Genomic DNA, 8,045 nt, shown 5'->3' with positions numbered 1-8,045 from the left:
CCCTTCGTTATCGTTGGGAGTGCAAAGGTAAGAATCTTTTTTTAACTTCCAAATAAAATATTTTTTATTTTTTCAGCCCTTTCAAATCCCTWAACCCAGCTTTTCATTCTTTCCCGTTCCTTCCGAACAGGGTTGCAAAGGTAATCACTTTTTCCTCACCCGCAAGAAATATTTTAAAATAATTTCAAGCTCTTTTCCCTCATCCTTTCAACCTTTTCCCTTCCTCCGAAGCGGGTTGCAAAAGTAGAAAAAAAATCCCTCTACACAAAACCATAGCATGAAATATTCGGTATTGCCCACTTAACTTATTTAAAATCAACAAGAAAAAATTTAATGAAGTTCAGAACTTTTTTAACAGATAGGTGTTTGGGTACCTCGGCACTGCTTAATACCTTACATTAGCACTTGATTTGGTGAACGGCTCATTATATATAGTGAGTTAAATAATACATGTATATATATAAGCCTGCCTGGAGAAATGGTTGTTTGGAACATGGGCTAAGGTTAACTAAACCCGAACCTAATGGAAAACCCGCAAGCTGAGGAACGAAGCGAGGATTTGAAATGGAGGGCGGGATTGACAATAATAGCCGTACAGAACCTGCTTTTCTAAAAAATTTATAGATGTTAAAAATTGTTAACTCCTATTTACTACTCAATTGCTTTGTATAGCTTAGCGCCAATTGTTTTTATTGATGTTATCGTATTATTAATTATCTTTGCAGAATGTTTAAAGTTAAACACATAATTGTATTAGTATTTGTTGCTGCTATTGGTATGGCAGGGTGTAAAAGCCGTTTTGAAAAGTTAAGGGCAAGTAATGATGTAAAAAAGAAATATCAGGAAGGTATTAGATTGTATAACAGCAGAAGTTATAGTAAGGCACTAGTACTTTTCGAGGATTTATCGCAAAAATATCGTGGTAGAGAGGAAGCTGAAGGCTTAAATTTTTATTATGCCAATACCTTGTATAAGTTACAGGATTACACAACTGCCAGGTACCAGTTTAAAAGTTTTGCAGATACCTACCCTGCAAGTAAGGATGCAGAAGAGGCACGTTACATGGCTGCCTATTGTTACTACTTAGAATCGCCTGTTTTTTCATTAGACCAGGAGAATACATATAAGGCGATTGATGCCTTACAGTTGTTTATAAACTTATACCCAACGAGCGAACGTGCCGCAGCTGCTGCTAAGTACATTACAGTATTAAGAGGCAAGCTTGAAGATAAGGTTTTTGAGAACGCTAAAATGTATTTAACTACCGGGCCAAGTAATGCAGACAACTATCGTGCAGCCGTTATTGCTTTAAAGAACGCTCAGAGAGATTACCCGGATATTAAGTATGCAGAGGAAATGGATTTCCTTATGATAAAATCTCAATATATGTATGCTAGGAATAGTGTTCCGGTTCGCCAGCAAGACAGATACAATGAGGCAACCGACTTATATAATGAGTTTACGGAAAATTATCCAAAAAGTAAGTTTACTGATGAGGCTAAAAGGTTAAAATCTGATATTGACGCAGGCATAGCATTTAATAAGCAAGAAATGGCTACCTTTGCAGCCGAACAAGCGAAGTATATGGAAATGCTCAAAAGAACCGGCAAAATAAAAGATACCACGAAAGTTAACAACACCACAGATATTAAAAACAAGTAACACATGAATACTAACAAACCTGCTGTACCAAATACTACGGTTACGAGAAATGTACACGATTTAGATAAAACTACTGATAACTTATATGAATCGTTAGTTGTTATTGCTAAAAGAGCAAATCAGATTTCTAATAACATGAAAGAAGAATTGCATGGTAAATTGGCAGAATTTGCTTCGAGTAACGATAATTTAGAAGAAATTTTTGAGAATCGTGAGCAAATCGAAATCAGCAAGCATTATGAGCGTATGCCTAAGCCTGTTTTAGTTGCTATTGATGAATTTTTGAATGAAAAAATTTACCATAGAAATCCTGCTAAGGAGCAAAAATAATTAGCATAGGGCACAAACCATGCTCAAAAATAAAAACATAATCCTTGGCGTTTGCGGCAGCATTGCAGCATATAAGTCGGCATTTTTAGTTCGGCTACTGGTAAAAGCAGGTGCAAACGTTAAGGTTATTCTTACCCCCGATGGCGCTAACTTCATTACGCCACTTACCCTTGCAACCCTTTCTAAAAACCCCGTTTACACCCAGTATTTTGAGGAAGAGACAGGCGTGTGGAGCAACCATGTAGAACTTGGACTTTGGGCAGATTTAATAATCATTGCCCCAATTAGTGCAAATACATTGGCAAAGCTTTCTACAGGGATTTGCGATAATCTTTTAACTGCTGTTTATCTTTCTGCAAAATGTAAGGTTTATGTTGCGCCTGCAATGGATTTGGACATGTGGAAGCACGAAAGCACGCAGCAAAACATACAGCGAATTACGGGCTTTGGGAATACTGTTATTGCTCCGGGCAGCGGCGAACTGGCTAGCGGGTTAGTTGGCGAAGGGCGTATGGCAGAGCCTGAAGAAATTGTTCGCTTCCTGGAGAATGCGATTAAGAAATCGATGCCACTCTTTGGTAAAAAAGCTATGGTTACCGCCGGACCAACTTATGAAGCAATAGATCCCGTTCGTTTTATCGGAAATCATTCCTCTGGGAAAATGGGTTTTGCTATAGCAGATGAGTTGGTAAGATTGGGCGCCGATGTAACTTTAGTTGCCGGTCCGACAGTTAATAATGGTGTTGAAAGCTATAAACGAATTGACGTTGTAAGTGCTGAAGAGATGTTTAAAGCCTGCTCGGCAATTTTTGAAACTACAGACATTACCGTTATGTGCGCTGCTGTTGCAGATTACCGGCCAAAGTTTGTTGCGAGCCAGAAAATAAAAAAACAAGACAGCGATTTTGTATTAGAATTAGAAAAAACCACCGATATACTGGCTGCACTGGGTATGCGGAAGAAAGGAAATCAAATTTTAGTGGGCTTCGCTTTAGAAACCAATGATGAAGAAAATTACGCGAAGGGCAAGCTGGAGAAGAAAAATCTGGATTTGATAGTTCTAAATTCTTTGAATGATAAAGGTGCTGGTTTTAAATCTGATACGAATAAAATTACTATTTTTAACAAGGCTTTGCAGAAGACGGTTTTTGAGATGAAGTCGAAAACTGAAGTTGCTAAAGACATATGCAAGGCGATTTTAAAAATATTAAAATGATAAAAAGAATTGTTTGTTTATTACTGGTACTTGGCCTTGGAAAAATCCAGGCGCAGGAGTTAAATGCAAGAGTACAGTTATTGGCTCCACAGGTATCGAACATTAGTAAACCAACACTGGATGCTTTACAAAAAACGATTCGCGATTTTTTAAACAACAACAAGTTTACCAACGAAACCTACAAACCCCAGGAACGGATAGACTGCAATTTCGTTATCACCATAAACTCATGGGATGGCGGTTCCGGATATACCGCGGAAGCGCAGATTCAAAGCAGCAGGCCGGTTTTTAACAGCACATACAACAGTACGCTGCTGAATATGAGTGACAAAAACTTCGACTTTTCTTTTAATGATGGGTCAGTTATTGATTTTTCGGACCAGAATTATATTTCCAATATCAGTGCGCTTCTCTCCTACTACGCTTATACCATTATTGGTTTAGATAAGGATAGTTTTAGCAAACTGGGCGGAACAGCTTATTTTAAAAAAGCACAGAATATAATCAATCTGGCCCAGGCGTCGGGCAATTCGGGATGGAGAGCAGCGGATGGATTGCGCAATCGTTTCTGGTTCAATGAAAATGCGCTAAATCCAATATTTGGTGAATTAAGGAGTTTCATCTACAGTTATCATTCTGCTGGTTTAGATCAGTTAACCGACAATGACAAAGGATTAATGCCGATTGTTAATGCGCTCTCTGCACTTCAACAAATGGACAAACAAAAGCTGGGCTCTATTTTCCCGAATGTTTATTTTGCATCTAAAGCTGAAGAAATTACCAATGTTCTTGCCAAGTTAAATACGCAGGAGCGCATGAAGGCTTATAATCTGTTAGCAGAAATAGACCCGGCAAATATTGGAAAATACGAGGGTTTAAAACAGAACTAATTCTTGTTGCAACACTTATAATCTCTTGGAGGATGAAAAAGTTTTTGTTACTTACGATTTGCCTTCTTCCATTAAGTTTATTTGCTCAATCATCTTTCACTATTCGTGGCTTTGGAAAAGGTTTTAAAGATGGTGATAAAATCTTTTTAAGCTACAGACAAAATGGTCAGATAGTTGATGATTCTACTTTAGTGAATAAGGCTACATTCGAATTTAAGGGAAGCATTAACACAATAGTAAGAGGCTATTTATCCAGAAACAACAATCCTAAATATGCTGAAGAGCTATTTGATTCTTTTAGTATTTACATTGAGGCAGGCGAAATTATGCTAAACTCTGCCGATACCTTGAGTAACTCGATTATTTCTGGAACACCATCAAATAATGATTATGCAGAACTCCTTAAAGTATTAGATCCTATTAATAAGCAAATAAAAAAACTAGACGATACTAATAAGGAATTGAAAGATACAGCATTGCTAAATTTGAACAAAACAAAATTAGAAGCTGCATATTATGATACATTTCCTATTCAATTTAACTTTATAGCTAAGCACCCGGATTCTTATGTAAGTCTCCTTACTTTGGGGAGTATGGCCCGTTCATCCAAATTTTTGCCACAGGTAGAACAAAGTTTTACAAAGCTAAGCACCGTACTTAAGGAAAGGCCAGAAGGCAAAGAAATAACCAGACGGATTATTGAAGGCAGAAAAATTTCAATAGGCATGCCCGCAAAGGATTTTATTCAAAATGACATAAATGTAAAGCCAATTAAACTCTCTTCTTACAAAGGTAGGTATGTTCTTGTCGACTTTTGGGCATCATGGTGCGCTCCTTGCAGAGCGGAAAATCCAAATATTTTAAATCTTTATAAGCAATACAATTCCAAAAATTTCACTGTTTTAAGTGTATCTATTGATGTAGATAAAACGAAATGGCTGAATGCAATTAAGCAAGATAAACTTCCGTGGATGCAAGTTTCGGATCTTAAAAAAGAAAATGAAGCGGCTAAACTTTATGGTGTTACGACGATACCATCAAATGTATTAATTGACCCTGATGGTAAAATTATTGCCAAAGATATTAAGGGCAAAGATTTACGTGATATGCTGGCTTCGCTATTAGATTCTAAGTAACCTAAATGTAATTTACTTAACTAATTAGCCCCGACAAACACGAAAATACTTTTGGTTACAACACCTTAACCCTTTGCAGAAACCCTAACCAAAAGATTGTAGTATTGGCGGGAAGGAGGTTAAAAAAGAACCACAGGTTTTGCGCTTCTACCCACTAATAAAATCGATGAGACAGATAACTGTCGCTTGGTAATTAATTAATCAACTTAGAGCAGTTTCTTAAACCCTCTCCTCTCCCAGATAATTGCCGAAAATTACATGCAACATTGTTGATAAAACAATGTTCTTTAGCAACATTATAGGTTCTCATTAAAAAAAAAATGTTAAAATATTTTGTCAATACGAATATCTTCGTACATTTGAATACGAAATAGTTCGTACATCTGTAACATATGAGTAACAACAACATCAAACCAACTGAAGGCGAAATGGAAATCCTGCAAGTGCTGTGGCAAAAAGGGCTTTGCACGGTTCGGGAAGTGCACGAAGCTTTGGATAAAAAGGATTCGGGCTATACCACTACCCTTAAGTTAATGCAGATAATGCACGAAAAAGGAATGGTAGAGAGAGACACCAATCAAAAAACACACATTTATAAGGCCGTTGTGAATCAGGATAAGACCGAAAAACAATTGGTAAATAAGATGATTGACAATGTTTTTAACGGTTCGGCCGCAAGATTGGTGATGCAAGCCTTAGGCAACCACAGCGCAAGTGCGGATGAGATAGAGGAAATAAAAAAGTATTTAGAAAAATTAGAAAAAAACAACTAATATGGAAACTCTGGTACAACAATTTATTAAAGCCTTCGGGTGGAGCATTGTGAATTCGCTATGGCAAAGTGCATTAATTTACGGCGCTTTGTTTATCATCATGTTGGGCATACCTAAAATGGCTGCAAGGCATAAACATAATATTGCTTTCGGCGCTATTGTGTTAATGTTTGGTTGTTTTGTATATAATTTTATTGATCATTTATCGAAATTTAAAGTTGGAAATGCAAGTATAAACAACGCTGCCTCCCCCGCAACTTATCAATATTTTACCAACGTTCCGCAAAGTTTAAGCAGTAAGGTTGAACAGTATTTTCCGCTAATCGTTGTTTTTTACCTTGTGGGTATAACCCTTCAATTGTTTGTAATAACTAAAGGCTATAGTCAGCTTTCAAAATTTAAAAGAAACGGACTTAGTAATATTCCAGAAAGCTGGAAACTAATATTTGAAAACGTTACCGGAAATCTAAAACTTAATAAGGCAATTCAGTTTCATATTTCGGAGCTGGTAAACGTTCCTTTGGTAATTGGTTATTTGAAACCAATTGTTTTGTTTCCGGTTGCGCTTGTAAATCAACTGGACAATGAACAGGTTGAAGCGATTTTGATACATGAACTATCGCACATAAGACGGAATGATTTCCTTTTGAACCTGATTAAAACGGCCATTGAAACGCTTCTTTTTTACAATCCATTTGTTTGGCTGGCGGGAAGGTTTATCCACATTGAACGCGAGCATGCATGCGATGATTTAGTGCTGAAAGTTACAGGCAAACCACTTAATTACGCCCATGCTTTGCTAAAGCTGGAGCTCTTAAAAGACAAAAGCAGTCCAGCTTATTCATTAGCAGCAACCGGCAAGACGCAAAATTTATATCAACGTATTAAACGAATAACCAATATGAAAACGAACTATTTAAATGCCAAGCAGCAAATGGCAGCCCTAACATTAGGCATTGCCTGCTTATTTTCAGTAGCATGGATTAATCCGGCTAAAGATAAAAGTGTAACAAAAAAACCTTTGAATAACCATGCGCTTCAGCTAAACGCAACAGCCGATAAACATGCTGTAGTTTACCTGGATACGACTAAAAAGCACAAAATAAGAATTGTGACAATTGATGCCAATGGAAAGAAAACAGAGTATAATTCCATTAAAGAAATGCCGGATAGCTTGAGAAAAGATATTTACGTAGATGAACTTTTTGGTGGCCGGAGGGCAATGATTTTCAAAAGCGATTCAGCATTTAAATTTAAAGATTCCTTGTTGAGGGCAAAAATATATCGCGATTTTTCTTCACCAGCAGCGCAGGCAAAATGGAAAAAGTTTGGTGAAGATGTTGCTAAACAATATTCATCACCAGAAGCCCAAGCAAAATGGAAAAAGTTTGGTGAAGATGTTGCTAAACAATATTCATCACCAGAAGCCCAGGCAAAATGGCAAAAGTTCGGCGAAGATGTTGCCAAAGAATACTCATCACCAGAAGCGCAGGCAAAATGGAAAAAATTTGGCGAGGATATCGCCAAAGAATACTCATCACCAGAAGCGCAGGCAAAATGGAGAAAATTTGGTGAAGATGTTACGAAACAATACTCATCACCAGAAGCGCAGGCAAAATGGAGAAAAATGGGCGAGGAAATGTCGAAGAAGTTTAATTCCATTGAGGAGCAAAGAAAGTGGCGAAGCGTTGGCGAACTTACCGCAAACTTGCCGAATATTGAAAACTTGGATAAGGAAATTAAACTAAGGATTCTTTCAACTAAAGACATCAAGAGGCTTAAATCAGGAAATGAAGGTGATGCAACAGATTCGGCCTTCGGAGATAATACAGAGGCATATTCGATTAGATCAGGGAAAGATAATATTTTATATCTTGAAGGAAAAAACACGGTACGAAACACCGAAGAATACAAAAAGCTAAAGGAGAAATTCGAGAAACAAGTTAAAGAGCTTGAAGAGAAAATGAAAAAAAAGGAAATAGCTGAGCGGAAGGAAAAACCAGAATCTACTGAAAAGCCTGAACAATAAAACCAACCA

The 8,045-nt window shown here is 37.2% G+C and carries 7 protein-coding genes; all 7 read left to right on the top strand.

The genetic code is table 11. From position 1 onward, the window contains the following. Positions 1 to 726 precede the first annotated feature (726 nt). The 7 genes from ASG14_RS06550 to ASG14_RS06520 all read left to right on the top strand — a co-directional run bounded on the left by ASG14_RS06550 (position 727) and on the right by ASG14_RS06520 (position 8,036). On the top strand, positions 727 to 1,662 hold the full coding sequence (locus ASG14_RS06550; RefSeq protein ID WP_056870171.1) for an outer membrane protein assembly factor BamD: 936 nt from the start codon (positions 727 to 729) through the stop codon (positions 1,660 to 1,662). A 3-nt stretch (positions 1,663 to 1,665) separates the two neighbouring features. Further along, positions 1,666 to 1,992, top strand: a complete 327-nt coding sequence (locus tag ASG14_RS06545) for a DNA-directed RNA polymerase subunit omega (protein ID WP_056094546.1) — start codon at positions 1,666 to 1,668, stop codon at positions 1,990 to 1,992. Between the two features lie 19 nt (positions 1,993 to 2,011). Continuing rightward, positions 2,012 to 3,208, top strand: coding sequence for a bifunctional phosphopantothenoylcysteine decarboxylase/phosphopantothenate--cysteine ligase CoaBC (coaBC, locus tag ASG14_RS06540; RefSeq protein ID WP_056870170.1), 1,197 nt, complete (start codon positions 2,012 to 2,014; stop codon positions 3,206 to 3,208). Beyond that, positions 3,205 to 4,098, top strand: coding sequence for a DUF4835 family protein (locus ASG14_RS06535; protein ID WP_056870275.1), 894 nt, complete (start codon positions 3,205 to 3,207; stop codon positions 4,096 to 4,098). Before coaBC ends, ASG14_RS06535 begins: the two co-directional genes overlap by 4 nt. A 32-nt stretch (positions 4,099 to 4,130) precedes the next feature. Continuing rightward, complete coding sequence (locus ASG14_RS06530) at positions 4,131 to 5,234, top strand: TlpA disulfide reductase family protein (protein ID WP_056870169.1); 1,104 nt, start codon at positions 4,131 to 4,133, stop codon at positions 5,232 to 5,234. 392 nt (positions 5,235 to 5,626) lie between these two features. After that, positions 5,627 to 6,007 carry a BlaI/MecI/CopY family transcriptional regulator gene (locus tag ASG14_RS06525; RefSeq protein ID WP_056870168.1) on the top strand — a complete coding sequence of 127 codons (381 nt, stop codon included), beginning with the start codon at positions 5,627 to 5,629 and terminating at the stop codon, positions 6,005 to 6,007. A gap of 1 nt (position 6,008) precedes the next feature. After that, positions 6,009 to 8,036 (top strand): M56 family metallopeptidase, encoded by a 2,028-nt coding sequence (locus tag ASG14_RS06520; protein ID WP_056870167.1) that lies wholly within the window; start codon positions 6,009 to 6,011, stop codon positions 8,034 to 8,036. Positions 8,037 to 8,045: the final 9 nt, after the last annotated feature.

The organism is Pedobacter sp. Leaf194 (assembly GCF_001423945.1).
GTDB lineage: Bacteria > Bacteroidota > Bacteroidia > Sphingobacteriales > Sphingobacteriaceae > Pedobacter.
Note: the sequence above shows the minus strand (reverse complement) of the source record. Positions and strands in the feature narration are given on the sequence as shown.

Bases quoted from the DNA above. Each gene is read 5' to 3' on its own strand.
- ASG14_RS06550 (WP_056870171.1), top strand. From the start codon at position 727: ATGTTTAAAGTTAAACACATAATTGTATTAGTATTTGTTGCTGCTATT.
- ASG14_RS06545 (WP_056094546.1), top strand. From the start codon at position 1,666: ATGAATACTAACAAACCTGCTGTACCAAATACTACGGTTACGAGAAAT.
- coaBC (WP_056870170.1), top strand. From the start codon at position 2,012: ATGCTCAAAAATAAAAACATAATCCTTGGCGTTTGCGGCAGCATTGCA.
- ASG14_RS06535 (WP_056870275.1), top strand. From the start codon at position 3,205: ATGATAAAAAGAATTGTTTGTTTATTACTGGTACTTGGCCTTGGAAAA.
- ASG14_RS06530 (WP_056870169.1), top strand. From the start codon at position 4,131: ATGAAAAAGTTTTTGTTACTTACGATTTGCCTTCTTCCATTAAGTTTA.
- ASG14_RS06525 (WP_056870168.1), top strand. From the start codon at position 5,627: ATGAGTAACAACAACATCAAACCAACTGAAGGCGAAATGGAAATCCTG.
- ASG14_RS06520 (WP_056870167.1), top strand. From the start codon at position 6,009: ATGGAAACTCTGGTACAACAATTTATTAAAGCCTTCGGGTGGAGCATT.